The sequence below is a fragment of the Streptomyces sp. NPDC003247 genome, from assembly GCF_042888135.1.
GTDB lineage: Bacteria > Actinomycetota > Actinomycetes > Streptomycetales > Streptomycetaceae > Streptomyces.
On record NZ_JBIAPF010000008.1, the window covers coordinates 69,090 to 93,774 of the forward strand.

At 73.8% G+C, this 24,685-nt stretch carries 21 protein-coding genes; 4 read left to right on the forward strand and 17 right to left on the reverse strand.

The genetic code is table 11. The features are described 5' to 3' along the window. The first annotated feature begins 104 nt into the window (after positions 1–104). Entirely contained in the window at positions 105–1,523 is a 1,419-nt protein-coding gene (locus ACFYWQ_RS26540) for a uracil-xanthine permease family protein (protein ID WP_389519532.1), read from the forward strand. Here the strand turns inward: ACFYWQ_RS26540 and ACFYWQ_RS26545 are convergent. Beyond that, complete coding sequence (locus ACFYWQ_RS26545) at positions 1,505–2,650, reverse strand: glycoside hydrolase family 6 protein (protein WP_389520067.1); 1,146 nt, start codon at positions 2,648–2,650, stop codon at positions 1,505–1,507. The genes ACFYWQ_RS26540 and ACFYWQ_RS26545 overlap by 19 nt on opposite strands. 142 nt (positions 2,651–2,792) lie before the next feature. Between ACFYWQ_RS26545 and ACFYWQ_RS26550 the strand changes: the two genes are divergently transcribed. Further along, positions 2,793–3,509 (forward strand): DUF5995 family protein, encoded by a 717-nt coding sequence (locus ACFYWQ_RS26550; RefSeq protein ID WP_389519534.1) that lies wholly within the window; start codon positions 2,793–2,795, stop codon positions 3,507–3,509. A 6-nt stretch (positions 3,510–3,515) separates the two neighbouring features. Here ACFYWQ_RS26550 and ACFYWQ_RS26555 read toward each other — a convergent pair whose 3' ends face one another. The 3 genes from ACFYWQ_RS26555 to ACFYWQ_RS26565 form a co-directional block, all read right to left on the reverse strand. After that, positions 3,516–5,228: a flavin monoamine oxidase family protein gene (locus ACFYWQ_RS26555; RefSeq protein ID WP_389519536.1), complete on the reverse strand. Its 1,713-nt coding sequence runs from the start codon at positions 5,226–5,228 to the stop codon at positions 3,516–3,518. Next, positions 5,225–6,067: a carbon-nitrogen hydrolase family protein gene (locus ACFYWQ_RS26560; RefSeq protein ID WP_389519538.1), complete on the reverse strand. Its 843-nt coding sequence runs from the start codon at positions 6,065–6,067 to the stop codon at positions 5,225–5,227. The genes ACFYWQ_RS26555 and ACFYWQ_RS26560 overlap by 4 nt, the downstream gene beginning before the upstream one ends. Before the next feature lie 149 nt (positions 6,068–6,216). Beyond that, complete coding sequence (locus ACFYWQ_RS26565; protein WP_389519540.1) at positions 6,217–7,395, reverse strand: MFS transporter; 1,179 nt, start codon at positions 7,393–7,395, stop codon at positions 6,217–6,219. Positions 7,396–7,488: 93 nt separating this feature from the next. On the opposite strand from ACFYWQ_RS26565, the gene ACFYWQ_RS26570 reads away from it, so the two are divergent. Next, a complete protein-coding gene (locus ACFYWQ_RS26570) occupies positions 7,489–7,986 on the forward strand; it encodes a hypothetical protein (protein ID WP_389519542.1) in 498 nt (165 codons plus the stop codon). A gap of 127 nt (positions 7,987–8,113) precedes the next feature. Here ACFYWQ_RS26570 and ACFYWQ_RS26575 read toward each other — a convergent pair whose 3' ends face one another. The 8 genes from ACFYWQ_RS26575 to fmt all read right to left on the reverse strand — a co-directional run bounded on the left by ACFYWQ_RS26575 (position 8,114) and on the right by fmt (position 17,333). Further along, positions 8,114–8,566: an Lrp/AsnC family transcriptional regulator gene (locus ACFYWQ_RS26575; protein ID WP_389519544.1), complete on the reverse strand. Its 453-nt coding sequence runs from the start codon at positions 8,564–8,566 to the stop codon at positions 8,114–8,116. Between the two features lie 10 nt (positions 8,567–8,576). After that, positions 8,577–10,046, reverse strand: coding sequence for an amino acid permease (locus ACFYWQ_RS26580; RefSeq protein ID WP_389519546.1), 1,470 nt, complete (start codon positions 10,044–10,046; stop codon positions 8,577–8,579). A gap of 345 nt (positions 10,047–10,391) precedes the next feature. Further along, on the reverse strand, positions 10,392–11,831 hold the full coding sequence (locus ACFYWQ_RS26585; RefSeq protein WP_389520068.1) for a GuaB1 family IMP dehydrogenase-related protein: 1,440 nt from the start codon (positions 11,829–11,831) through the stop codon (positions 10,392–10,394). A 130-nt stretch (positions 11,832–11,961) separates the two neighbouring features. Next, positions 11,962–12,267 (reverse strand): barstar family protein, encoded by a 306-nt coding sequence (locus ACFYWQ_RS26590; RefSeq protein ID WP_389519547.1) that lies wholly within the window; start codon positions 12,265–12,267, stop codon positions 11,962–11,964. Between the two features lie 119 nt (positions 12,268–12,386). Next, positions 12,387–13,430: a sugar-binding transcriptional regulator gene (locus ACFYWQ_RS26595; RefSeq protein WP_389519549.1), complete on the reverse strand. Its 1,044-nt coding sequence runs from the start codon at positions 13,428–13,430 to the stop codon at positions 12,387–12,389. 78 nt (positions 13,431–13,508) lie between these two features. Then, entirely contained in the window at positions 13,509–14,195 is a 687-nt protein-coding gene (gene rpe, locus ACFYWQ_RS26600; protein ID WP_389519551.1) for a ribulose-phosphate 3-epimerase, read from the reverse strand. Positions 14,196–14,899: 704 nt separating this feature from the next. Next, complete coding sequence (locus ACFYWQ_RS26605; RefSeq protein ID WP_389519553.1) at positions 14,900–16,324, reverse strand: RsmB/NOP family class I SAM-dependent RNA methyltransferase; 1,425 nt, start codon at positions 16,322–16,324, stop codon at positions 14,900–14,902. A gap of 76 nt (positions 16,325–16,400) precedes the next feature. Beyond that, on the reverse strand, positions 16,401–17,333 hold the full coding sequence (gene fmt, locus ACFYWQ_RS26610; RefSeq protein WP_389519555.1) for a methionyl-tRNA formyltransferase: 933 nt from the start codon (positions 17,331–17,333) through the stop codon (positions 16,401–16,403). A gap of 681 nt (positions 17,334–18,014) precedes the next feature. Between fmt and ACFYWQ_RS26615 the strand changes: the two genes are divergently transcribed. Further along, positions 18,015–18,557: a hypothetical protein gene (locus tag ACFYWQ_RS26615; RefSeq protein ID WP_389519557.1), complete on the forward strand. Its 543-nt coding sequence runs from the start codon at positions 18,015–18,017 to the stop codon at positions 18,555–18,557. A gap of 129 nt (positions 18,558–18,686) precedes the next feature. Here the strand turns inward: ACFYWQ_RS26615 and ACFYWQ_RS26620 are convergent, their stop codons facing one another. The 5 genes from ACFYWQ_RS26620 to gmk all read right to left on the reverse strand — a co-directional run bounded on the left by ACFYWQ_RS26620 (position 18,687) and on the right by gmk (position 24,648). Then, entirely contained in the window at positions 18,687–20,855 is a 2,169-nt protein-coding gene (locus ACFYWQ_RS26620; protein WP_389519559.1) for a primosomal protein N', read from the reverse strand. A gap of 139 nt (positions 20,856–20,994) precedes the next feature. Continuing rightward, entirely contained in the window at positions 20,995–22,203 is a 1,209-nt protein-coding gene (gene metK, locus ACFYWQ_RS26625; RefSeq protein WP_389519561.1) for a methionine adenosyltransferase, read from the reverse strand. Positions 22,204–22,442: 239 nt separating this feature from the next. Then, positions 22,443–23,645, reverse strand: coding sequence for a bifunctional phosphopantothenoylcysteine decarboxylase/phosphopantothenate--cysteine ligase CoaBC (coaBC, locus tag ACFYWQ_RS26630; protein ID WP_389519564.1), 1,203 nt, complete (start codon positions 23,643–23,645; stop codon positions 22,443–22,445). A gap of 121 nt (positions 23,646–23,766) precedes the next feature. Further along, complete coding sequence (rpoZ, locus tag ACFYWQ_RS26635) at positions 23,767–24,039, reverse strand: DNA-directed RNA polymerase subunit omega (protein ID WP_003977348.1); 273 nt, start codon at positions 24,037–24,039, stop codon at positions 23,767–23,769. Positions 24,040–24,090: 51 nt separating this feature from the next. After that, the gene (gmk, locus tag ACFYWQ_RS26640) at positions 24,091–24,648 is read right to left on the reverse strand and encodes a guanylate kinase (RefSeq protein WP_385067076.1); all 558 of its coding nucleotides are present in this window, start codon (positions 24,646–24,648) and stop codon (positions 24,091–24,093) included. Positions 24,649–24,685: the final 37 nt, after the last annotated feature.

Below are 24,685 nucleotides of genomic sequence, written 5' to 3' on the forward strand. Positions count from 1 at the left end.
GGTGTACGGGACAACCGTCCTCATCCTAAGCGGCCGCTCACCCTCCGTTTTCACGCGACAATGGCCGCGCACCCGCACCATACGAACGAAAGCGAAACCGCACCATGGATCTTGGCGTCCGCTGGAAACTGCACGGCGACGGACGCACGCCGGCGCCCGGCGCGGTCGTCCGCCCCGACGAACGGCTCTCCTGGCCCCGTACGGTCGGACTCGGCGCACAGCACGTGGTGGCCATGTTCGGGGCGAGTTTCGTCGCACCCGTCCTGATGGGCCTCGACCCCAACCTGGCGATCATGATGTCGGGCGTCGCGACCGTCATCTTCCTCCTCGCCACCCGCGGCCGGGTGCCCAGCTACCTCGGCTGCTCCCTGTCCTTCGTGGGCGTCGCCGCCGTCATCCGCGCGCAGGGCGGCACGAGCGCCACCGTCACCGGCGCGGTCCTGGTCGTCGGAGTGGCCCTGTTCCTGGTGGGGCTGGCCGTGCAGCGCTTCGGCGCGCGGATCATCCACGCCGCGATGCCGCCGATCGTGACGGGCGCGGTGGTGATGCTGATCGGCTTCAACCTCGCCCCGGTCACCGCCAGCACCTACTGGCCGCAGGACCAGTGGACGGCCCTGCTGGTCATGCTGTTCACCGGTCTGGCCGTGGTCTGCCTGCGGGGTTTCTGGTCCCGCATCGCGATCTTCCTGGGCCTGGTCTTCGGCTACGGCATCTCCTGGCTGTTCGACCAGGTCTTCGGCCGGATCCACGCCGCGGACGCGAGCGGCAAGGTCACCGACCACTGGCGGCTCGACCTCTCCGGCGTCGACCGGGCCGACTGGATCGGCCTGCCCTCCTTCCACGGCCCGTCCTTCGAGTGGTCGGCGATCCTGGTCGCGCTCCCGGTCGTCATCGCCCTGGTCGCGGAGAACGCGGGACACGTCAAGGCGGTCGGCGAGATGACCGGCAAGCGGCTCGACGACAAGCTGGGCACGGCGATCGCGGCCGACGGCGTCGGCTCGGTGCTGTCCACCGCGGTCGGCGGCCCGCCCAACACCACGTACTCCGAGAACATCGGCGTGATGGCCGCGACCCGGGTCTACTCCACCGCCGCCTACTGGGCCGCCGCCGGCTTCGCGCTGCTGTTCGGTGTGTGCCCCAAGTTCGGCGCGGTGGTGGCCGCGATCCCCGGCGGAGTCCTCGGCGGCATCACCGTCATCCTGTACGGCATGATCGGCCTGCTCGGCGCGCAGATCTGGATCACCGCGGGGGTCGACCTGCGCAACCCGCTCAACCTGGTCCCCGCCGCCGCGGGCATCATCATCGGCGTCGGCAACGTCACGATGGAGTTCACCGACACCTTCTCCCTCAGCGGCATCGCCCTCGGCACCCTCGTCGTCATCACCGGCTACCACTCCCTGCGCGCCTTCGCCCCCGCACATCTCAAGCCGCAGGAGCCCCTGCTGGACGAGGGCACGTCGTCGTACGACACCGAGGACCTGCCGCAGAGCCGGCCGGGCGGCGGTCAGCGGGCGAGTTCGTAGGCGTACGACGGGCTGAAGGTGCCCGGCGCCCCCTTGCAGCCGTCGGACTCGCCGGGGAGCTTCACCCACAGGTAGGCGTCGACGCGGGCCTCGCCGGTGGCGAGGGTGGGGGCCCGGCCGATCCTGCGGCCGTCGGGGTCGCACCACCGGCCGTCGGCGGGCGGGCCGTTGCCGTTGCGGCTGGTGTCGACCACGGCGCCCAGGTCCCGGCGCCCGCCCAGGGCGCCGAGCGCGTCGAGGACCCGCCGGTCGTAGGCGATCTCGTCGGCCGTGGCGCGGAAGTTGGAGACGTTGCTGAAGATCCCCGCCGAGGCGGCGGAGCCGGCTCCGGCCCGGTGCAGCAGGGCGGCCTGGTGCGCGGGGTCGTGCCAGTGCGAGTGGCCGGCGTCGTAGTAGACGCGCGCCCTCGGGTTCGCCGCCTTCAGGACGCGGCCGGCCCGGGCCAGCGCGGCGAACCGGGCGGCCCGCCGCTCCTCGGACAGGCAGTCGGTCTGGGCGATCGAGTCGGGCTCCAGGATCACCACGACCTCCCCCGAGCCGAGCCCGGCGGCGAACCGGTCGATCCAGGCGCCGTAGGCGCCGAGGTCGGGCGCCCCTCCGTCGGAGGCCCCGCCGCAGTCGCGGTCCGGGATCGCGTACGGCACCAGGACCGGCACCCGGCCCTGGGCGGCCGCCCCCGAGGTGACCGCACGGACGCGGGAGGTGATCGTCGCGGGCACGTAGTCGGCGAACCACACCGCGGCCGGCCGGCTCGCGACGCGGGACTCGATGACGGACCGGCGCGCGTCGCCGGGGTGGGCCCGGAGCCAGTCCCGGACCTGGGAGTCCGGGTGGACGTACAGGCCGGCGGTCCGCCGCTGCCCGCCCGCGGCGGCGGCCGAGGGCGCCGTCGTCCGCACCGCCGGGGCCGGGGTCCGCACCGGCGCGGACGGCGAGCCGGAGCGGGACACCGTGGGCGAGGACACCGGCGAGGACGACGCCGATGACGGAGTCGACGCGCGGGCGGCGGCCCGGGGCCGGGCCCGTTCGGCGTCCCGTCCGCCGCCCCCGTCACCGGCGTCGCCCAGCGCCGTGACCATTCCGGCCGCCGTGGCCAGGGCGACCACCGCCGAGGCGACGGCCACCATGACGCCCCGCCGGACGGCCTTCCCGTCACGCGAGTACCGCACGTGCTGTTCCCCCTCCCGCGCGACGGCCGCGTTCCCCCGTTCCGGGGAAGCACCGGTGCCGTCGGCCCGCGGGCCAGCCTAGGGCTGCCACCCTTCCCCCATGCCGCACTCGGAACAGTTCGCCCCACCCCTGGACGCTCCCGGCACCGCCCTCGGCGGGGTGCTCCGCCGGATGCGCGCCCTCGACGCCGCCCTGCCGGCCCGGGACGGGGTCGCGGTCTTCAACCGGGTCTACCTCGCCGTCACCGAGGAGGTCGGCCGGCGGATCGAGGCGGGCCGGTTCCCGGACGCGCGGGCCGCGATCACGCTGGACGTCCGCTTCGCGGAGCGCTACCTCACGGCCGTGGACGCGGCCGCCGGTGACCGTCGTCCGCCGGCCTGCTGGCGCCCGCTGTTCCAGCTCCGCCGCCATCCCGGCGTACGGCCGCTTCAGTTCGCGCTCGCGGGCATCAACGCGCACATCGGCCACGACCTCGCGCTCGCCGTCGTGGACGCCTGTCGTAGCCTCGGCTGCGAACCGGCCGACCTGGAGGACGAGTTCGACCGCGTGGGCGATCTCCTCGTCGCGCTGGAGGAGCGCATCCGCGAAGAGCTGATGCCGGGCCCCGACCTGCTCCAGATCGCGGACCCGCTCACCCACCTCGTCGGCGCCTGGAGCCTGGAGCGGGCCCGCGACGCCACCTGGTCCGCGGCCCGCGCCCTGTGGGCGCTGCGCCGGCTCCCGGACCTCGCCGAGGAGTTCACCGACCGCCTCGACGCGGCGGTCGGCTTCGCGGGCCGCATGCTGCTGACGCCGCTGCCCGCCTGGCCGGAGTGACCGCCGTCAGTCCTCCGGCAGTTCCACCGGCGCGATCGCGTCGAACACGTCGCCGGGCCCCGGGTTGGCCGCGTCCGTCGATCCGCCGAAGTGGTGCATGACCCCCCAGACGGCGTTCAGCGCGGTCTGCACGGCGCCCTCGGCCCAGCCGGCCGTCCAGGAGATGTCGTCGCCGGCGAGGAAGACGCCCCGCTTGTCCTCGGGCAGCCGGTCCTGCATGAAGTGGGTGAACAGGCGCCGCTGGTAGCGGTAGTGGCCGGGCAGGTTGGCCTTGAACGCCCCCATGAAGTAGGGCTCGTTCTCCCAGGAGACCGTCACCGGGTTGCCGATGACGTGCTTCCTGATGTCGACGTTCGGGTAGATCTCGCCGAGCGACTTCAGCATGACCTCCATCCGCTCGTTCGCGGACAGCGGCAGCCACTTCAGGCTGTCGTCGCACCAGGTGTACGACAGGCAGATCACGGCCGGCCTGTCGGGACCGTCGTCGAGCAGGTAGGTGCCGCGGGTCATGCGGTCGGTGAGCGTCATCGACATCACGTCACGCCCGGTCGGGTTCCCGCTGTCGTCGACGGCCTCGTCCCGCCAGAACGGCCGGTCCACCGGCACGAAGAGCTTGGAGCTCTCCATGTAGTGGGTCCGCTCGATCGCGGTCCAGTGGTCGATCGGGAAGAGCGAGTCGTCGCAGGCGATCTTCGACAGCAGCATCCACGACTGGGCGGTGAAGACGGCCGCCCGGTAGGTGCGGATGTCGCCGTTCGCGTCGGTCACCGTGATCCCGTTGCCCGCGGTGCGGTTCAGCCGGGTCACCGCCGGGCGGGGCTCGCCGCCCTCGTGCAGCGCGGCCAGCGAGGTGCCGTACGGCCAGTGCACGATCTTCTCCGGCTCGCGCTCCCACAGGCGCAGCGGGAGCTGCTGGGAGCCGCCGACGATGCCGCGGTGGTGGTCGTCGGCCTCGGTGTAGACGACCCGCAGGATCTCCAGGATCGAGTTCGGGAAGTCGGTGTCCCAGCCGCCCGTGCCGAAGCCGACCTGGCCGAAGATCTCGCGGTGGCGGAAGGAGCGGAAGGCCTCGGAGTCGCAGAGGAAGCCGTAGAAGGTCTGGTTGTCGAGCTTCTCGACGAGCCTCGCCCAGATCTCCCGGATGCGCGGCACGTCCCGCTCGCGCAGGGCGCGGTTCATGTCGGAGAAGTCGGCGCCCTCTTCGAGGCACCGCTTCCAGGCGTCGGCGACGTCGCGGTAGACCTGCGGGAGGTCGTCGGGCGTCTCGGCGTAGTGGGTCTCGCCCTTGAGGTCGACGACGGTCGACGGGGTCGCCTCGGCGAGCGGGTTGGGGAAGGGCCGGGTCCGAAGGCCCACCAGGTCGATGTAGTGCTGGAGCGCCGTGGACGACGGCGGGAAGCGCATGGCGCCCATCTCGGCGGTCAGGGACGGGTCGCAGCCCTCGAAGCCGACGGTCCGCAGCCGGCCGCCGATCCGGTCGGCCTCGTAGACCACGGGCCTCAGGCCCATCTTCATCAGCTCGTACGCGGCCACGATCCCGGACAGGCCGCCGCCGACGACCGCGACCTCGGTGCCGTGCTCGGTCGCCGGCACCTGGCCGAGCCCGGCCGGGTGGGCGAGGAAGTCGTCGTAGGCGTACGGGAAGTCCGGGCCGAACATGGTGATCGGCGGCTGCCGCTCGTCGGCGTGCTCTACGGCGTTGGGCACGGTGGACGTCATGGGGTACGGACTCCTTGCGGCACGGGAAGAGGCTCAGAGGGAACGGGGGTTCGGACCAGGGACCCGTAGAGGCCGGGGCGGCGGTCCAGCAGGTAGGGGTTCGCCTCGCGGGAGGCGGCGAGGAACGCGGGGTCGGCGTCGGCGAGGACCAGTTCCTCACCGCGTCCGGCGCGGGCGCGGGCGACCCCGTCGGGACCGGCCAGGGTGGAGAGTCCGACGAACTCGAACTCGCCCTCCACGCCGACCCGGTTGACGTACGCGACGTACATCTGGTTCTCGAAGGCGCGCACCGGGATCACCGACTCGGCGACGAACTGGAAGGGGTGCATCTGCGCCGTCGGCACCACCAGCAGGTCCGTGCCGGCCAGGGCGTGGGCGCGGACGTTCTCCGGGAACTCGACGTCGTAGCAGATCACCAGGCCGACGGTGAGGCCGTTCAGCTCGGCCTGGACGACCGGCTGCCCGCCCGGCGTGAAGTGGTCGCGTTCGAAGCAGCCGAAGAGGTGGGTCTTGCGGTAGCCGGCCAGGCGGGTGCCGTCGGCGGAGATCAGCTGGACGGCGTTGTAGACCGTCCCGCCGTCCCGCTCGGGATAGCCGTAGGCGAGCGCCAGCCCGTGGCGGGACGCGATGTCCGCGACCGCGTCCGCGGAGTCGCCGTCGGCGGGCTCGGCGAGGCGGGCGATGTCGTCGCCGATCGCGTACCCGGTGAGGAACATCTCCGGCGCGACGAGCAGCCCGGCACCCGCGGCGGCGGCCCGGCCCGCGGCCTCGTCGAGAACCTGGAGGTTCCCGGCGACCGAGCCGGGGCGGCCGGAGCTCTGGAGCAGGGCGGTGCGCATGGGTGTTTCCTCACCGGTACGGAGGGGGGTTCGGGGGGCCACGTAGACGGTACGGGCGCCTGACCAGGGCGGACAAGGAGCAGCCGTTGCGCTCCGGTGAGCGGTTCGTTGCGTGCGGCGGCGGGCCGGCGGCGATTCGTTGCACGGGCTCAGCGGCGGCCGCGCAGGACCAGTGCCGTCACGAGGTAGGGCACCGCCAGCACCGCGAAGACCGTGCTGTGGGCGGCTCGTGCGCCGAGCACCGCGTACGCGCCGAACGTGGCGACCGTGACCAGTTCGGTGCCCAGGCCGGCGACGGAGGTGAGGGTGGCCCGGCGGGACGCGTCGAGGCGGTGCTGGAGCCGGACGTCGGCGAGGACCTCGGCGAGCTGGAAGCCGCCGAAGGCGAGGCCGACCAGGGCGATGCCGGCCGGGCTCCCGGCCAGGGCTCCCGCGGCCAGGGCGACTGCGGAGCCCGCCAGCAGGGCCGCGAGGCCGTTCGTGCCGAGGCGTTCGGCCGGTCCGGTCAGCAGGCTCGCGACCGTGACCCCGCCCCAGATCAGCAGGACCAGGTGCGGCACCGTCGCCTCCGCCACCCCGAGGTCGCGGACGAGCAGGGGCGTGTACTCGTCGAGCGCTCCCCACACGGCGGCCACGGCGGGGACCAGCAGGAGGGCGCCGCGTACGGAACGGTCCCGGCGGACTGCGGCGAGCCCGGTGCGCAGGGTCGTCGCCCAGCCGTCCGCGCCGGCCCCCGGCCGCGTCCGGTGCTCCGGGAACCGGGCCGCCGTCGCCGCGGCCAGCAGACAGGCCGCGACGCTCGCCGCGCCGACGGCCGCGTGGCCGCCCGCCGCCAGGACGGGGCCGGCGAGTCCCGCCGAGCCCAGGGTGGCGAGCAGTCGTGCCGCGCGCGAGCGGCCCATGACCCGCGCGTACCGGTCGGCGGCGCCCAGCCGGTCCAGCTCGTCGTACACCAGCGCCTCCAGCGCCCCGGAGGCGAGCGCCCCGCCCGCGCCCCACAGGACGAAGCCGAGGGCGAAGGCCCCGTACGAGGGGACGGCCACCCACAGGGCGAAGCCGACGGCGGTGAGCGACGGGCCGAGCCACAGCAGCAGCCGGCGCGAGACGGCGTCGGCCCAGACGCCGGAGGGGAGCTCCAGCAGTACGCCGGTGATCGACCAGAGGGCGAAGAGGGAGGAGATCTGCCAGAGCGCGAGGCCGGTGTGGGCGAAGAGCAGCGCGTACACCGGGTAGAGCGGCACGAAGTCGTCGAGGAACGCGTAGCCGTACAGCGTGGCCGTCAGCCGGCGGACGCCGGTGGCGGGCACGGGCGCGGGTGAGAGTGTCATGGGGCCTTCCCGGGCGGGCGGTTCGGACGTCGGGGGTACGGCGTCCGGGGCGGCCCTCGGGAGGCACGGCGGGTGTATCAATGTCGCCAGGTCATGGATCTGATGGTAGGCGGGGCAGGTCCCGCCACGCAGCGGAACGAGGACTCGATGGAGATCACCGCGCTGCCGTACGTCGACGAGCGGACGGAGCTCGTCGCGGCGGACGCCGACGCCGTCTGGCGCGCCGTCGGCGATGTCCTGGACGGGGCCTTCGGGTCCGGGTACGCGCGCCTGGTGGGCTGCCCGCACCGGACGGCGTCCGGTCCCCGGCCGCCGGCCGAGGGCTCGGTGTGGCCCGGTTTCCGGGTGGACTCCGCGACCCCGGTCCGGGAGCTGGTCCTGACGGGGCGGCACCACTTCTCGACGTACGCCCTGGTCTTCCGCCTCGACGAGGCCGGCGCGGGCCGCACCCGGCTGCGGGCGGAGACCCGGGCCAGGTTCCCCGGCCCGGGCGGCGCCCTCTACCGGCTGCTCGTCATCCGCACGGGCGCGCACGCCGTCCTCACCGGACGGCTGCTGTCGTCGATCGGCCGCCGGGCGGAGGGCCTGTGATCAGGCGCTGCCGGGCCGAAGGCCTGCGATCGGGCGACGTCAGGCCGAAGCCGCCGATCCCGGCGGGTGAGTGATCCAGGCGGGCGAGCCCGCCGAGGGATCCAGGCCGGCGAACCCGCCGAGTGATCTAGGCGGGCGAGCCCGACGAGAAGCGGCGGAGCAGCGGGGAGAGCACCAGCACGGACTTCGTGCGCTCCACGAACGGCTCCCCGGCGATCCGCTCCAGCACCCGCTCGAAGTGGCGCATGTCGGCGGCGAAGACCTGGGCGATCGCGTCCGCCTCCCCGGTGACGGTGGAGGCGGCGACGACCTCCTGGTAGCGCTCCAGGCCCCGCTGGATGGTCTCCGGCGAGGTGTTGCGGCGGCAGTGGATCTCGACGAACCCCTCGGTCTCCCAGCCGAGGGCCGCCGGGTCGACGCGCACCGTGAACCCGGTGATGGCGCCGCTGGCGCGCAGCCGGTCCACCCGCCGTTTGACGGCGGGCGCGGACAGGCCGACGAGCTGACCGATGTCGGCGTAGGAGCGGCGGGCGTCCTCGGCCAGGGCGTGCACGATGCGTTCGTCGAGGTCGTTCAGCACTGCGGGGGGTTCACTTCACTTCGGACGGGGCGAGTCGGGAGCGGCGGTGGCCGTACAGGAAGTAGACCACGAGCCCCACCGCCATCCAGACCCCGAAGACCACCCAGGTGACGGCGGACAGGCTGGCCGTCATCCACACGCAGAAGGCGAAGCCGAGCGCGGGCAGCACCGGCGACAGCGGCACGCGGAAGGTGCGGGGCATCTCGGGCCGGGTCCGGCGCAGCACCACGACGGCCACGTTGACCAGCGCGAACGCGAAGAGGGTGCCGATGCTGGTGGCGTCGGCGAGCCGGCCGAGCGGGACGGCGGCGGCCAGGACACCGCAGAACAGGGACACGATCAGCGTGTTGGCGCGGGGTGCGCCGGTCCTGGGGTGGACGCGGGAGAACACCTTGGGCACGAGCCCGTCCCGGGACATGGCGAACAGGATGCGGGTCTGGCCGTAGAGCACGGTCAGGACGACGCTGGCGATGGCGATGACGGCGCAGAACGCGAGCAGCGTGCCCCAGAACGTCTGTCCGGTGACCTCGCGCATGATCTGGGCGAGCGCGGCCTCGGAGTCGGCGAAGCCCTCCCAGGGGCGGGCGCCGACGGCGACGGCGGCGACGAGGACGTACAGCGCCGTCACGATGACGAGCGACAGCATGATCGCGCGGGGCAGGTCGCGCTGGGCGTTCTTCGCCTCCTCCCCGGCGGTGGAGGCGGCGTCGAAGCCGATGTACGAGAAGAAGAGCGTCGCCCCGGCGGCGCTGACGCCCGTCATGCCGAGCGGCATGAAGTTCTCGTAGTTGCCGGAGCGGAAGCCCTGGACGCCGATCGCGCAGAACAGCACCAGCGCGGCGATCTTCACGACGACCATGACGGTGTTGGCGCGGGCGGACTCACGGGCCCCGCCGAGCAGGAAGGCCATCGCGAGGAGGACGACGATCAGCGCGGGCAGGTTGAAGACGCCTCCGTCGCCGGGCGGGGCGGACAGCGCGTCCGGGACGGTGACGCCGACGGTCCCGTCGAGGAGTTCGTTGAGGTACTCGCCCCAGCCGACGGCCACGGCGGCCACCGACACGCCGTACTCCAGGACCAGGCACCAGCCGCACACCCAGGCGATCAGCTCGCCCATCGTCGCGTACGCGTACGAGTACGAGGAGCCGGAGACCGGGATGGTGCCGGCCAGCTCGGCGTAGGAGAGGGCCGAGAAGAGCGCCGTGAGTCCGGCGATCACGAAGGAGAGGGTGACGGCCGGGCCGGCCTTCGGCACCGCCTCCCCGAGGACGACGAAGATGCCCGTGCCGAGCGTCGCGCCGATGCTGATCATGGTGAGCTGCCACAGTCCCAGGGAGCGCCTGAGGGCCCCTCCCTCGCCCTGGCCCCCCTCGGCGACCAGGCGCTCCACGGGCTTGCGCCGCATGAGGCGCGCACCGAGCCCCGGGGACGGCGGGGCGGCCTGGGTGCGGTCCTTCGGGGGTGCGCCTTGGTCGAGCACGCGCTGACTCCTTCGTCGCTGCCTCTCGACGCGAGGGGGACCGGGGACACACCTGCCTGGGCAGGGACCCACCGAGCGGGGTCCCCGCCACGCCACGTACAGCGCATGACCCTACGAGCCGGGGCATCGCGGGCGTAATGCAGCAACCTTGCACGTACACGCAAGATTGTTGCGTCCATCGCGCCGCGGGCGCGTGTTCGTTGCGGGCCGACCGCGTGCGCCCCGCCAGGGGCGCGGGGAACTGCGCGACCGGCCACAGCGGGCCCGCAGCCGTCGGACAGCCCGGCCCGCCCGGCCCGCCCGGCTCTCGCGGCTCTCGCGGCTCTCGCGGCTCTCGCGGTGGGGCTACCAGCTGGCGTGCAGCGGCTTGCCCTCCGCGTAGCCGGCGGCGCTCTGGATGCCGACGATGGCCTTCTCGGCGAACTCCTCCAGGGAGGCGGCGCCGGCGTAGGTGCAGGAGGAGCGGACGCCCGCGATGATCGAGTCGATGAGGTCCTCGACGCCGGGGCGGTCCGGGTCGAGGAACATCCGGGAGGTGGAGATGCCCTCCTCGAACAGTCCCTTGCGGGCGCGGTCGTACGCCGACTCCTCGGACGTGCGGTTGCGCACGGCGCGCGCCGACGCCATGCCGAACGACTCCTTGTAGGCACGGCCGCTCGCGTCGTGCTGGAGGTCGCCCGGCGACTCGTACGTGCCGGCGAACCACGAGCCGATCATCACGTTGGACGCGCCGGCCGCGAGGGCCATGGCGACGTCGCGGGGGTGCCGGACACCGCCGTCGGCCCACACGTGCCTGCCGTACCTGCGGGCCTCGGCGGCGCACTCCAGGACGGCGGAGAACTGGGGACGGCCGACGCCGGTCATCATGCGGGTGGTGCACATGGCGCCGGGGCCGACGCCGACCTTGATGATGTCGGCGCCCGCGTCGATCAGGTCCTTGACGCCCTCGGCGGAGACGATGTTGCCGGCGACGATCGGGACCCGCGGGTCGAGGTCGCGGACCAGCCTGATCGCGTTGATCATCGACTCCTGGTGGCCGTGCGCGGTGTCGATGACGAGCGTGTCGACGCCCGCGTCGAGCAGCAGCTTGGCCTTGGCCGCGAAGTCGCCGTTGATGCCGACGGCGGCGGCGATCCGCAGCCGGCCCCGCTCGTCGGTGGCCGGCGTGTACAGCGTGGCGCGCAGGGCGCCCTTGCGGGTGAGGATGCCGGCCAGCCTGCCGTCCGCGTCGACGGCGGGGGCGTAGCGCCGGTTGGCCGCGTCGAGCTTATTGAAGGCCTCGCGCGGTTCTATGTCCGCGTCGATGAGCAGCAGGTCCCGGGACATGACCTCGGAGAGCTGGGTGAAGCGGTCGACGCCGGTGAGGTCCCGGTCGGTGACGACGCCGACCGGCCGGTGGTGCTCGTCCACCACGACGCCCGCTTCGTGCGCCCGCTTGGGCAGCAGGGCCAGCGCGTCGGCGACGGTCTGGTGCGGGGCGAGCACGATCGGGGTGTCCAGCACGAGGTGGCGGCTCTTGACCCAGGAGATGACGTCGGTGACGACGTCGATCGGGATGTCCTGGGGGATCACCACGAGTCCGCCGCGCCGGGCCACGGTCTCGGCCATGCGGCGGCCGGCGACGGCGGTCATGTTGGCGACGACCAGCGGGATGGTGGTGCCCGTGCCGTCCGGGGAGCTGAGGTCCACGCCCTGACGCGATCCGACCGCGCTGCGGCTCGGCACCATGAAGACGTCGTCGTACGTCAGGTCGTAGGCGGGCTGGATGTCGTTGAGGAAACGCACGTGCTGCACATCCCAGTCGGTCAGAGGTGGCCCCCGGACAGGTCGGTCAGGGGGAAAAGCACGTACTTCATTGTCCCATGACGGCCGCCGTGCGGTGCCCGGACAGAACGTCCAAGCAGCTCAGGGGCGTTTAGGAGGTTCCTCCGAGGGCGAGCACCACGGAGAGCGCGGGCGCCTGGTCCACCGCGGACGTGAACACCTCCTGCGCGATCTCCCACTCGTCCGGCTGCGCCTTCGCGTACGGCCGCCAGTTGCGTACGACGACCAGGACCGGCCCCGACTCGGGCCGGTCCGGGAGGCCGGTGAGGCTGTCGGCGAGGGCGTCCCAGTTGCGGGGGAACCAGTCGGGCAGCTCCAGGTCTCGGGCGCAGCGGTCCATCAGGTCCGCCTTGCCGCCGATTCCGTCGAGGTCGAGCGTGAGCACGTGTTCCGTCATCTCGGCACCGCCTGAACGCGTCGTGTTGTCCGGTGTCCGGGGGCGGCAGGGCAGCCGCCCCCGGTACTGACCCCCCGGTACTGACTCCCGGTACAGACCCCCCTGGTACTGACCCGCCGTCAGGACCCGTCCGGGTCCGCCCTGTTGAGCGCCGGCTTCGGCGGGGATCCGGCCGTCATCAGGTAGTCCGCGGCCGAGGTGTCCGTCACCAGGCTGGTGACGAGCCCGGACCGCAGCACCGCGTCGATCGCGGCCGCCTTCCGCTGCCCGCCCGCGATCGCCACGACCTCGGGGATACGGCGGAGCTGGTCGGCCTTGACGGTGATGCACCGCTCGCCCAGGTCCCGCCCGACCCTGCGGCCGTCCCCGTCGAAGAGGTGCGCGGACATCTCGGCGGCGACGCCGAGCGAGGCGTAGTGCGAGCGTTCCTCGTCGCTGAGCATGTCGTGCACCGTGGAGATGCCCGGCTCCCAGGAGCCGATGGAGACGCAGGCGACCGTGACCTTGTCGAAGTACTCGAAGGCCCGGGCGATCCCGGTCTGGTGCCGCAGCGCGGCCGCGGTGGCCGCGTCCGGCAGCAGCATCGGCGCGTAGATGGGGTGGGCGTCGCCGCCGGACACCTGGGCGGCGCGGCGGACGGCCTCGACGGAGCCGCGCTCGGCGGTCCCGGCGTCGTACACGCCTGTCAGCTGCACCACCGTGCAGGGCGGCAGCCGGTCCAGCGCCGCCGCCATGTGGATCGTGGAACGGCCCCAGGCCAGGCCCAGCACATCACCTTCGTTCACGAGCTCGCCGAGCAGGTCGGCGGCCACTTCTCCCAGGTTCTCCGGGTCGGGCGTCTCCTCGGCATCGGCCGGGGACTCGACCACGACGGCGTGCCGAAGGCCGTAGCGGGCGCGGAGCGCGTCCGAGCGCTCGGCGTCCAGTTCGGCCGGCACGCGGATCTCGATGCGTACGAGATCCCGTTCGAGAGCGGTTTCCAGGACCCTGGCCACCTTGAAGCGGCTGACGCCGAACTCCTCGGCGATCTGGATCTTGGATTTGCCCTCGAGGTAGAAGCGGCGGGCCATGGCCGCCGCCTGCACCAGCTCAGCGGGTCCCATCCGCATGGCTGACCGGCCCGCCGACATACCCGACACGGCGATCTCCTCACTGCTGTTCACACTCTGGATTCGCCGTTCATCCTTGCAGATCCGGCGGACTCGATCAGCCCTGATGAGAGCCGTTCACGTAGCTGTGGCTCAGTGGTCGCATGCCCACGAGGCCTTGGCGGTGGCCGCTGCCGCCTGTGCGCGCAGGGCGCGGACCGCCTCCGCCGGGTCCTCGGCACCGTACACCGCGGACCCGGCCACGAAGACGTCCGCGCCCGCGTCGGCGCACTGCTCGATCGTCGCGGCCGAGACGCCGCCGTCGACCTGGAGCCACAGCTGGAGGCCGTGCTTGCTGATCAGCTCGCGGGTGCGGCGGATCTTCGGCAGCATGATGTCGAGGAACGCCTGGCCCCCGAAACCCGGTTCGACCGTCATGATCAGCAGCATGTCGAGCTCGGGCAGCAGGTCCTCGTACGGCTCGATCGGCGTCGCGGGCTTGAGCGCCATGGAGGCGCGGGCGCCCTTCGCGCGGATCTCGCGGGCGAGTCGCACGGGCGCGGCGGCCGCCTCGACGTGGAAGGTCACGGACGAGGCACCCGCCTCGACGTACTGCGGGGCCCACCGATCGGGCGCCTCGATCATCAGATGGCAGTCCAGCGGGGTGTCCGTCGCGCGGGCCAGTGACTCTACGACCGGGACGCCGAGGGTGAGGTTCGGGACGAAATGGTTGTCCATGACGTCGACGTGGAGCCAGTCGGCTCCCTCCACCGCCCGGGCCTCGTCCGCGAGGCGGGCGAAGTCGGCGGACAGGATGCTGGGGTTGATCTGCGCGGCCATGCCCCAAGCCTGCCATGCCCTCCGGGGGTGGGTGGCATCGGTCCCGGGGCGGAGGGGGCCGTATGGACAGCGCGGGCCGTCCGGGGCGGTTGCGCAGTTCCCCGCGCCCCTTGCCCGGGTACGCCGCGCCCTGTGATGTGCAGGTGCCCCTCATCCCGTCCCGGACGGGGGCGGTCGTGCGGACAGCGCGGGCCGTCCGGGGTGCTCGCGCAGTTCCCCGCGCCCCCTGCCCGGGCACGCCGCGCCCCGTGCTGTGCAGGTGCCCCTCATCCCGTCCCGGACCGAGGCGGTCGTGCGGACAGCGCGGGCCGTCCGGGGTGCTCGCGCAGTTCCCCGCGCCCCCTGCCCGGGCACGCCGCGCCCCGTGCTGTGCGGGCGCCCCTCATCCCGTCCCGGACCGAGGCGGTCGGGCGGACAGCGCGGGCCGTCCGGGGTGCTCGCGCAGTTCCCCGCGCCCCTTGGCGGTGCGCCGTGCCCCATGCTGTGCTGGCAGCCCGCGTGCCGTCCCGGGTGGAGAAGGCCGTATCGACGGCGCGGGCCGTCCGGGGCCGGGGGCGCAGTTCCCCGCGCCCCGAGCCTGGTATGCCGTGCCGTGTGCTGTGTGGGTAGCCCGCATGGCGTCCCGGAGCGCGGCGGTTCTTGGGGAGGTGGGTGGAGGGCTGCGTTTGCTTCGGGGGCTGTGGGGACGTCGGGTGGAGTGGGGGTCAGCCGGTGCGGCGCAGCAGTGCCAGGTACATCGCGTCCGTCCCGTGCAGGTGCGGCCACAGCTGGACGTCGGGCCCGTCACCCAGCGCCGGCACGCCCGGCAGCAGGGGCCGGGCGTCGATCAGCTCGGTCTCCGGGTGTTGCTTGAGGAGGTCGGAGACCACGGCCCGGGTCTCCGCGAGGTGGGGCGAGCAGGTGGCGTACCCGACGACGCCCCCGACCCGTACGGACTCCAGCGCGGTCCGCAGCAGCCCGCGCTGGAGCGGCGCGAAGCCGTCGAGGTCCTCCGGCCGGCGCCGCCACCGCGCCTCGGGCCGCCGCCGCAGGGCGCCGAGCCCGGTGCAGGGCACGTCCACCAGCACCCGGTCGAAGACCCCCGGACGCCACGGCGGGCGCGTCCCGTCCGCGGCGATCACCTGGTACGGCCCCGGATTGCCGTCGAGGGCGCGGGCCACGAGCCCCGCCCGGTGCGGCTGCTTCTCGGAGGCGAGCAGCACGGCGCCCCGCTCGGCCGCGAGGGCCGCCAGCAGCGCGGCCTTGCCCCCGGGGCCCGCACAGCCGTCGAGCCACCGTTCGTCGGGTCCGTCGAGCGGCGCGTGGGCGAGCGCGAGCGCCACGAGCTGGCTCCCCTCGTCCTGCACGCCCGCGCGGCCCTCCCGTACGGCGTCGACGGCGCCCGGCTCGCCGCCCTCGGTGAGCCGTACCGCGTACGGCGACCAGCGCCCCGGTTCGGCGGCCTCCTCGCGCAGCAGCTCGTCGACCGTGGCCCGGCCCGGCCGGGCGACCAGCGTCACCTCGGGCCGCTCGTTGTCGGCCTCCAGCAGGTCCTCGATGCCGGCCCGCCCGCCGCCGAGGGAGTCCCACAGTGCGGAGACGACCCAGCGCGGGTGCGCGTGGACGACGGCGAGGTGGTCCTCGGGATCGTCGTCGTAGGGCGGGGCGACCTGCTCGACCCACGCGTCGAAGTCACGCTGGGCGATCTTGCGCAGCACGGCGTTGACGAACTTGGCCCGCCCGTCGCCCAGCACCACCCGCGCCAGGTCGACGGTGGCGGAGACGGCGGCGTGGCTCGGGATCCGGGTCCCCAGCAATTGGTGCGCGCCGAGTCCGAGGACGTCGAGGACCGGCGGGTCGACCTCCCGCAGGGGGCGGTCGACGCACGCGGCGATGATCGCGTCGTACGTCCCCTGCCGCCGCAGCGTCCCGTACACCAGCTCGGTGGCGAGCGCGGCGTCGCGCCCGTCGAAGTCCCCGCGTTCGCGCGCCTTGCGCAGCAGCGGCGGCAGCACGAGGTTGGCGTACGCGTCCCGCTCGTCCACGGCCCGCAGCGCCTCGAAGGCGAGGATGCGGACGGGGTCCTTCTGGGGCCGCCGGTAGGGCTTGCCGGCGGGACGGGAACGGGGACGGCGGGGCTGCTCGCTCACGAAAAAGGTGCTCCGGATTGCAGGAAGGACGACGCTCTCAGCCTACGTCGGGCGGGCCGGGAGCCGTGCGGGAGCGTCACGCCCCGACGTGCTCGCCGTCCGCGATGCGCACCCCGCGGGCCCAGTCCGCCGCCCGCATCGGCTTCTTGCCCTGCGCCTGCACCCACAGCAGCTCGACGGCGTACGACCCGGTGCCGACGTGAACGCTGTTCTTGCCGACGGCGAGCGCGCCGGGGGCGAGGTCGTCGCGCCCCGGCGACGGCCGCACCTGGACCAGCTTCAGCCGCTCGCCCCGGAAGGTGGTCCAGGCGCCGGGGGCGGGCGTGCATCCGCGCACCACCCGGTCCACGCGCAGCGCCGGGGCGCTCCAGTCGACCCGCGCGTCCTCGACGGTGATCTTCGGGGCGAGGGTGACGCCGTCGGTCGGCTGCGGTACGGCCTTCAGCGTGCCGTCCTCGATGCCGTCCATGGTGGCGGCGAGCAGCCCGGCGCCCGCGAACGCCAGCCGGGTCAGCAGGTCACCGCTGGTGTCGGTGGGACGGACCTCCTCCGTCACCGTCCCGTAGACGGGCCCGGAGTCCAGCCCCTCCTCGATGAGGAAGGTGGAGGCGCCGGTGATCCCGTCCCCCGCCATGACGGCGTGCTGCACGGGCGCGGCACCCCGCCAGGCGGGCAGCAGCGAGAAGTGCAGGTTGACCCAGCCGTGGGCCGGGATGTCGAGGGCCGGCCGGGGCAGCAGGGCGCCGTAGGCGACGACGGGGCAGCAGTCCGGGGCGATCTCCCGCAGCCGCTCCAGGAACTCCGGCTCCCGCGGCCGGGCCGGCTTCAGCACCTCGATACCGGACTCCTCGGCGCGCTGCGCCACGGGGGACGCGACCAGGCGGCGCCCCCGCCCCGCGGGAGCGTCGGGCCGTGTGACGACGGCGGCCACTTCGTGCCGCCCGGAGGCGATCAGGGCGTCCAGAGCGGGGACGGCGACCTCGGGGGTACCGGCGAAGACGAGCTTCATGGGTGGGCACGGGCCTCTCGGACGGGGTACGGGGCAGCGCACAAGTTTATGACCAGGGAGCGGAACGTGAACCGGCGACGCCCCTGGGCACGCGTCCGCCGCCGGGAGCGGCCTTCCCGGGAGTGGCCATCCCAGCAGTGGCCTTCCCAGGAGCGACCTATCTGGGAGCGGCCTTCCCGGGAGCGGTCCGGCCAGGGAACGCACCGGCCGGGGAACCGCCCGTGCGGTGCCCGGAGCCGGAGAGCGGGCCCGCCGTGCGCGGGGCGGAGACCGAATCGGCGCGGGACCGGGACCGAGCCGACGCAGGACCGGGACCGAGCCGACGCAGGACGATGGCGTCGGCGTCGGCGGACGCGGCGAAGGCGGGGCCCGCCGACAGGGACCGACCGGCGCGGGCCGAGGACCGAGTCGCCGCCGAACGGGGACCGGGTCAGGCGCGGACCGAAGAGCGAGTCGGCCCAGGCCGAGGACCGATCGACGCAGGCCGGGGACCGAGTCGGCGCAGGCCGGAGGCCGCACAGCGCGGGCCCCGCGACGGGGGCGTACGCATATGCCCATACGCCCCCACACCGTGACCAGCGGAGCGAACCCGCGTTGGTCAAGAAAGAGTTGACCACACCGGACCGCTCTCCGCGGCGGCCCGCCCCATATCTCCGCAACGCCGGTTCGAGAGGCTTGTTCATGGCCGACCACGCAACCCACGACGCCCAGGCCCGGGCCAGCCTGCACTTGCTGGTGCGGGACATCGAGCGGGTCCGCCGGCAGGTGGACGCGCTGCGCACCCTGACCGCCCAGTTGGGCAACGTCTACCGCCCACGCCGCTCCGGCCCGTCCACGGGCTTCGTCGTCTACGGACGCGCCCCCGCCCCCACCGTCCGCCTCGCGCAGGAACTACGGGACAGTGTCGAGACCCTGGTCACCGCCGCGGTCGACTTCGACCGCTCGCTCGGCTTCTCGTGGGACGCCGTGGGCTCCGCGCTCGGCGTCACCAAGCAGGCCGTCCACCGCCGTTACGGCTCCCGCCGCGCCACCGCCCAGGCCACCACGGAGTCCGACCGAGCGGCGGAGCCCTCGGGAACCCGTACGGTCAGCGTGGGCACCGGCATCCCGGCGGTCCCGACGGTCCCCGCGGCCCGTTCGATGCCGACCCAGCCGACGGCCGGCAGCCCCGCCCTGCGCGACGAGGCCAGACCGACGGCCTTCCCCGGCCCGCGCAACGGCTGACGCACGCCGCGTCCCCGCTGCCCTCTCGGCGCCCGCTCCCGAGGGGGCAGCGGCGCACCCGGGCGCGCCTCGGGAGAACGGCAGCACGCCTTCGAGAGCCGTCCCCGAGCCCGGTCCCCGTCCGTGCCGTCACCCGATGTCGGGCGGATCGATCCGCACCCACACCGCCGCCGACGCGCCTCCCCCGTTCCCTCCCCGGGCCATCCGGGCCGCCTGCGCGGTCTTCAGCGCGGAGGCCAGTGCGGACCCCCGCCCCGGCGGCACCCGGACCAGTGCCCTCTCCCACTGCTCCCCGGGCGGCGGCGCCCCCGGCCGCCGCGCCCGCCCCGCAGGAGTGACCGGCAGTGGAACGGGCCCCAGCACCTCGGCCTCCGGGGGCAGTTCCACGGCGCCCAGGAACGCGGCCACCGCCTCCCCCGTGCCCGCCACCGCCGCCATCCGGGACACCGGCGGGAATCCCAGTTCGGCCCGCTCGGCGAGTTCCCGCACCGCGTGCCCGACCGGGTCCCAGCGCACCAGCGCCTGCACCGGCCGCAGGGTCGGTTCGGCGACGACGACCACGGTGCCGCCATCCCCCTGCGGCCGGACCAGCGAGGCGGCCGCGATCCACCGCCGCAGGGCGTCCTCCCCGGCCCGCAGGTCGGGCCGCCCGAGCATGGCCCAGCCGTCCAGCAGCAGGGCCGCCGCGTAGCCGCCCTCGGCGACGGGTTCGGCGCCCGGGGTGCTGACGACGAGCGCGGGCGTCCCCGGCACGGTGTCCAGCACCTGCTCACGCCCGGAGGTGCGCACGGGGACGGCGGGGAACGCCCTCCCCAGCTCCTCGGCGGTCCGCCGCGCCCCGACGACCTGTGCCCGCAGCCGGAACCCCCCGCACTCGGGGCAGTGCCAGGCGCTCTCCTCCCGCCCGCACCACCCGCACGACAGCTCGCCGCCGTCGCGCGCCTCCAGCGGGCCGGAGCAGTGCCGGCACCGCGCCGGCGCCCGGCAGGCGGCGCACGCCATCCGCGGCACGTACCCCCGCCGCGGCACCTGGACGAGCACCGGCCCGTGCCGCAGCCCCTCCCGGACGGCCTGCCAGGCGAGCGTCGGCAACCGGGCCGCGCGGGCGGCCTCGTCCCGCGCGAGGTCCTGGTCCCCCACGGTCCGCACCAGCGGCGCCGCGCGCCGCACCTGCTCCCGCGCGGCGACCAGCGGCCGCGCCCAGCCGCTCTCGACGAGCTGCGCACCCTCGACGGTGCAGCTCCACCCCCCCATCAGGAAGGCGCACCCGTCCTGGGCGGCCCTCAGCAGCAGCACGTCCCGCGCGTGCGGCTGCGGCGCGTGCTGCTCGCTGTGGCTGTCGTCGCCGTCGTCCCAGATCACCAGCAGTCCGAGGTCGCGCACCGGGGCGAACATGGCGGCCCGCGTCCCGACGACCGCCCGGACCGCACCCCGTCGCACGGCGAGCCACTGCCCGTACCGCTTCTCCGGCCCGGCGTCGGCGGTGAGGAGCGCGTGCCGCCCCTCCCCCAGCACACCGGTCAGCGCCGCGTCCACCCGGGCGGCGGCCCGCCCGTCCGGGACGACGACGAGGGCACCGCGTCCGGAAGCCAGCGTCGCGGCGACGGCCCGAGCCACCTCCTCGCTCCACCCCGGCCCCGGCAGCGCGTTCCACACGGCCCGCGGGGACGCCCCGGACGCCAGCGCCCCCAGGAAGGCGGCCCCGTGCTCGTAGCGGGCCCAGGACCCGGTCTCCGGCGCCGGTGGCGGGGGCAGCGGCGCGGGCGAGGGCCGCTGCTCCGCCCGGGCGCTGCGCGGCGGCACGGCCAGTTGGAGCACGTCCGCCAGGCTCCCCGCGTACCGGTCGGCGACGGCCCGCGCCAGCCCGAGCAGCTCCGCGCTCAGGACGCGCTCCGGCGACACCACCTGGGCGAGGGCGGCCAGTGGCCCCGCGTAGTCCGACTCGGCGAGCCGCTCGACCAGGAAGCCGTCGACGAGCCCGCCGCCCTCACGCCGTCCCTCGCGCACCCGCCCGCGCCCGGCGCCGAACCGGACCCGCACGCGCACGCCGGGCTGGGCGTCGGCGTCCAGCTCGGCCGGCACCGCGTAGTCGAAGTACCGGTCGAGGTGCAGCACCCCCTTGTCGACGAGCACCCGGGCGACCGGCAGCTCCTCGGCCAGGGCGGCCCCCCGCCACGTCCGCGGCTTCGCCCGCGGCACCTTGGCCCGGCGCACGCTCTCCCGGATCAGCGCGAGCTGCTCCGGCGGCGCCCCGTCGCCACCGGCGCCGCCTTCCCCGTGCCCGTTCTCGCTGCTCACGCTTGCATTCTTACCAAACCCCTCCGACAACGGCCCCCACCGCGGAGCCCGCCCGCCCGGGACACCGCCCCGCACGCGAAAGGCCCGGCGCCCCGAAGGGACACCGGGCCTCGCTCACCGCAGGGCGTGGTGGCCGGTCCTACAGGCCGGCAGCCTCGCGCAGCGCCTCCACCCGGTCCGTGCGCTCCCACGTGAAGTCGGGCAGCTCCCGGCCGAAGTGGCCGTAGGCGGCGGTCTGGGCGTAGATCGGGCGGAGCAGGTCGAGGTCGCGGATGATCGCGGCCGGACGGAGGTCGAAGACCTCGTCGATGGCCTTCTCGATCTTCTCCGGGTCGACCTTGTGCGTGCCGAAGGTCTCGACGAACAGACCGACCGGCTCGGCCTTGCCGATCGCGTAGGCGACCTGGACCTCGCAGCGCGCGGCCAGGCCGGCGGCGACGACGTTCTTCGCGACCCAGCGCATCGCGTACGCCGCGGAACGGTCGACCTTGGACGGGTCCTTGCCGGAGAAGGCGCCGCCGCCGTGGCGGGCGAAGCCGCCGTACGTGTCGATGATGATCTTGCGGCCGGTGAGGCCGGCGTCGCCCATGGGGCCGCCGATCTCGAAGCGGCCGGTGGGGTTCACCAGCAGGCGGTAGTTCTCGGTGTCGATCTTGATGCCCTCGTCGAGGAGCGCCTTCAGCTCCGGCTCGACGACGAACTCGCGGATGTCGGGAGCGAGCAGGGACTCCAGGTCGATGTCGGAGGCGTGCTGCGAGGAGACGACGACGGTGTCGAGGCGGACCGCCTTGTCGCCGTCGTACTCGATGGTGACCTGGGTCTTGCCGTCGGGGCGCAGGTAGGGGATGGTCCCGTTCTTGCGGACGTCCGAGAGCCGCTTGGACAGGCGGTGGGCCAGGAAGATCGGCAGCGGCATCAGCGTCGGCGTCTCGTCGGACGCGTAGCCGAACATCAGGCCCTGGTCGCCGGCGCCCTGTCGGTCCAGTTCGTCGTCGTCGCCCTCGACCCGGGTCTCGTACGCCGTGTCGACACCCTGGGCGATGTCCGGGGACTGCGCGCCGATGGACACCGAGACACCGCAGGAGGCGCCGTCGAAGCCCTTCTTGGAGGAGTCGTAGCCGATCTCGAGGATCTTGTCCCGGACGAGCTGCGGGATCGGCGCGTACGCCTGGGTGGTGACCTCTCCGGCCACGTGCACGAGGCCGGTCGTGATCAGCGTCTCGACGGCGACTCGGGACGTGGGGTCCTCGCGGAGCAACGCGTCGAGGATGGTGTCGCTGATCTGGTCAGCGATCTTGTCGGGGTGGCCCTCGGTCACGGACTCCGAGGTGAACAGGCGACGGGACACAACGCTCCCTGGGGTTGCAGCGGCTGCTGGCTGATCATTGGCGGACGCGACGGGAGCTGCGCCCGGCGTCGTCCGAGAACAGTTTATCGGTCGCGCTTCGCCACCGGCCCACCCGTCTCGCCTCTCGGGAGCGCTGTGACCTGCGGCACTGGCATTCTGCCGAATGCCCGGCACTGTTGGCCAGGTAAGCCACGCCCGGTTCAGCGAGCCGTAACGGAACGGCGAAGCGCATCAAACAGTCAGCCCAGGCGTCGCGCCACCAGGTCCCATACGGTTTCGGCCAGGGCCTCCTTGGGGCCGTGGGGTACGGCGGTCTCGCTGCCGTCGGCGCCCAGGACGACGGCCTCGTTGTCCTCGGAGCCGAAGGTCTTGAGCTCCCCCACCTCATTGACCACCAGCAGGTCACAGCCCTTGCGCCGGAGCTTCGCGCGGCCGTTGGCCAGTACGTCGTCCGTCTCCGCGGCGAAGCCGACGACTATTTGACCCGGATGGGTGCGTCCGGTCGAGACCTCCGCGAGGATGTCCGGATTACGCACGAGGAGCAGGGGTTCCGGTTCCTGGCCGTCCCGCTTCTTGATCTTGCCGGCCGCGTACTTCTCCGGGCGGAAGTCGGCGACGGCGGCGGCCATGACGACCGCGTCGGCGTCGGCGGCCGCCTTCAGCACCGCCTCGCGCATCTGCACGGCCGTACCGACCTGGACGACGTCCACGCCGGCGGGGTCGGGCAGGCCGGTGTTGGCGGCGACCAGCGTGACCCGGGCCCCGCGGGCGGCGGCGGTCCGGGCGAGGGCGTAGCCCTGCTTGCCGGAGGAGCGGTTGCCGAGGAAGCGGACGGGGTCGAGGGGTTCGCGGGTCCCGCCGGCGCTGACGACGACGTGCCGGCCGGCGAGGTCGGGCTCGCGCACCCCCCTGGCCAGCACGCGGCGGCACACCTCGAAGATCTCGGCCGGGTCGGGCAGCCGTCCCTTGCCGGTGTCGACGCCGGTCAGGCGGCCCACGGCCGGCTCGATGACGACCGCGCCGCGGCGGCGCAGCGTCGCCACGTTCTCCTGGGTGGCCGGGTGCTCCCACATCTCGGTGTGCATGGCGGGGGCGAAGACGACCGGGCAGCGGGCGGTGAGCAGGGTGTTGGTCAGCAGGTCGTCCGCCAGGCCGTGGGCGGCCTTCGCGAGCATGTCCGCGGTGGCGGGGGCGACGACCACCAGGTCGGCGCGCTGGCCGATCCGGACGTGGGGGACCTCGTGGACGTCGTCCCAGACCTCGGTGGAGACCGGGTTCCCGGAGAGCGCGGACCAGGTCGCGGCGCCGACGAAGTGCAGGGCGGAGGCGGTGGGGACGACCCGTACGTCATGGCCGGACTCCGTCAGCCTGCGCAGCAGCTCGCACGCCTTGTAGGCGGCGATGCCACCACTGACCCCCAGAACGACCTTCGGCTTGTCCACCGTCTCTCCCCGGACCTCGGATGGGGCACGCCGCGGCTCCGGCGTACTGGTTCATCACACACCACAGGCCCGACAGTCGCGCTGCCGGGCCTGTGGAACAACCAACTGCGAGCTGGAAGGACTACTGGGCCGGGCCCTCGATGGCCTCGGACGTCAGCAGCCCCGCGTTGATCTCGCGGAGGGCGATCGAGAGCGGCTTCTCGTGGACGTGGGTGTCGACGAGCGGACCGACGTACTCGAGGAGGCCCTCGCCGAGCTGCGAGTAGTACGCGTTGATCTGGCGGGCCCGCTTGGCCGCGTAGATCACGAGGCTGTACTTCGAGTCGGTGGCCTCGAGGAGCTCGTCGATCGGCGGGTTGATGATGCCCTCGGGCGCGGAGATGGAAGAGGACACGCTCTACCTTCCGATGGATGGAAAAGGATCAGTCTGAAGGATCAGGCTCGATCACACAACGTCTGTCAAGGCTAGCAGCTCACGCGCCACGTCCTCGACGGAGGTGTTGACCAGGGTCTCGTCGAACTCCGGCTCCGCCGCCAGCTCGACCTTCGCCGCCTCCAGACGGCGCTCGATCACCTCGGGCGGCTCGGTGCCCCGCCCGGTGAGCCTGCGCACCAGCTCCTCCCAGGAGGGCGGAGCCAGGAACACCAGCTGGGCCTCCGGCATGGACGCGCGGACCTGCCGGGCGCCCTGGAGGTCGATCTCCAGCAGGACGGGCTCGCCGGCCTCCAGACGCTCCAGCACGGCGGCTCGCGGGGTGCCGTAGCGGTTGCCGGCGAACTCGGCCCACTCCAGCAGCTCACCGTTGGCGATCAGCTTGTCCATCTCGTCGTCGGCGACGAAGAAGTAGTGGACCCCGTGCTTCTCGCCGGGGCGGGGCTTGCGGGTCGTCGCCGACACCGAGAGCCAGACCTCGGGGTGTTCCTTGCGCATATGGGCGACGACCGTGCTCTTGCCGACCCCGGAGGGGCCGGAGAGCACGGTCAGCCGCGGACGTTCACTCATGCAGCGATTATTCCAGTTGTCCCGCGGTGCCCGGGAC